The following is a 1,054-nucleotide window of genomic DNA, read 5'->3' as shown; positions in this document are numbered from 1 at the left end:
TTTAATAGCCATCGCTAATTTTTCAGGGTCTTTAAATCGTTGGCGTCCATACTTTTGGAGTAAGTTGGCTAACGCTTCAGTTTCCATTGAATGAATAGATGACATCGTGATATCGCCTGTCATTAGTTGAACCATTGTTGAACTGAAGACGGATGTACTGATGTTTTCATTCTTTAATTCCGTCGTTAGGGTATTACATTTGTAATATAAATTCTCAACGTAGTGTTGTTGAGCTTCTGTCATTTGGTGTACCAACTGATAGCGAGCTCTAGTTAAACGCAGGAGAGCAACATATTGGTCATTTCGTGGTAAAGCAGTATTGTACTTTCCAGTGCTAAGAAACTCAGCAATGAGTTTGGCATCGAGTCTATCATTTTTCTCATCTGTCCAAACTTCAGAAAATCGATGAATGGTTCTTGGGTTTTCAACAACCGTTTGAACGTTAATGAGTTGTAGGTCAGGATCTTGTGAAAAGTAAAGAGACGGAAGGGTACTGTATAACCCTGTCGCCTCCATGCCGACAACAATCTTGTCAAACGACAGTTCCTCGTGGAACTGTAGAATAGATTGTTTGATATGGCTGGCTCCTGCGTCACTATTTCCAACCGTTGTTTGATAGAGAACCCTGTTGTGATCATCATCACGTGATAAAAAACAAACATCAAGCTTGGTTTTACTCACATCTAAACCAACAAATAATTTCATGGAAGGGTCCCCCTTTCATTTGATATTTGGAAGGTCAGTTTGGTCACTCCGGGCTATCCCTGTAACATCGTGCGTGCTATAACCTCTATAACCTCGCGCATATGAATTTAACGTGTAGTTGTTGTAGCTGCCAGGCACTATTAGATTCCTATATCTAATAGACGACAGTTCAGCGTCATTCAGCTTATGAGTTTGTAGTCTCAACACGATGATGGGAAGCATGCTTAAAAAGTAGTCTAGCTACAAGGAGGATAAGCCTTTTCCCATTTAGAACCTACTTCCATCTAGTTCTATTTTACACGGGGATAGCCCGGAGTGACAAAGCAAAACAGTGTTATTATATGAATTT

Annotated in this window: 1 protein-coding gene; it reads right to left on the bottom strand. The window is 40.0% G+C overall.

The genetic code is table 11. The annotated features are described in order from the left end of the window. On the bottom strand, positions 1–705 hold a 705-nt coding region (locus tag BM098_RS13290), incomplete at its 3' end, for an IS110 family transposase (RefSeq protein WP_143423425.1). Positions 706–1,054 lie beyond the last annotated feature (349 nt).

This window comes from Halolactibacillus halophilus (genome assembly GCF_900115605.1).
Classification (GTDB): domain Bacteria; phylum Bacillota; class Bacilli; order Bacillales; family Amphibacillaceae; genus Halolactibacillus; species Halolactibacillus halophilus.
Note: the sequence above shows the minus strand (reverse complement) of the source record. Positions and strands in the feature narration are given on the sequence as shown.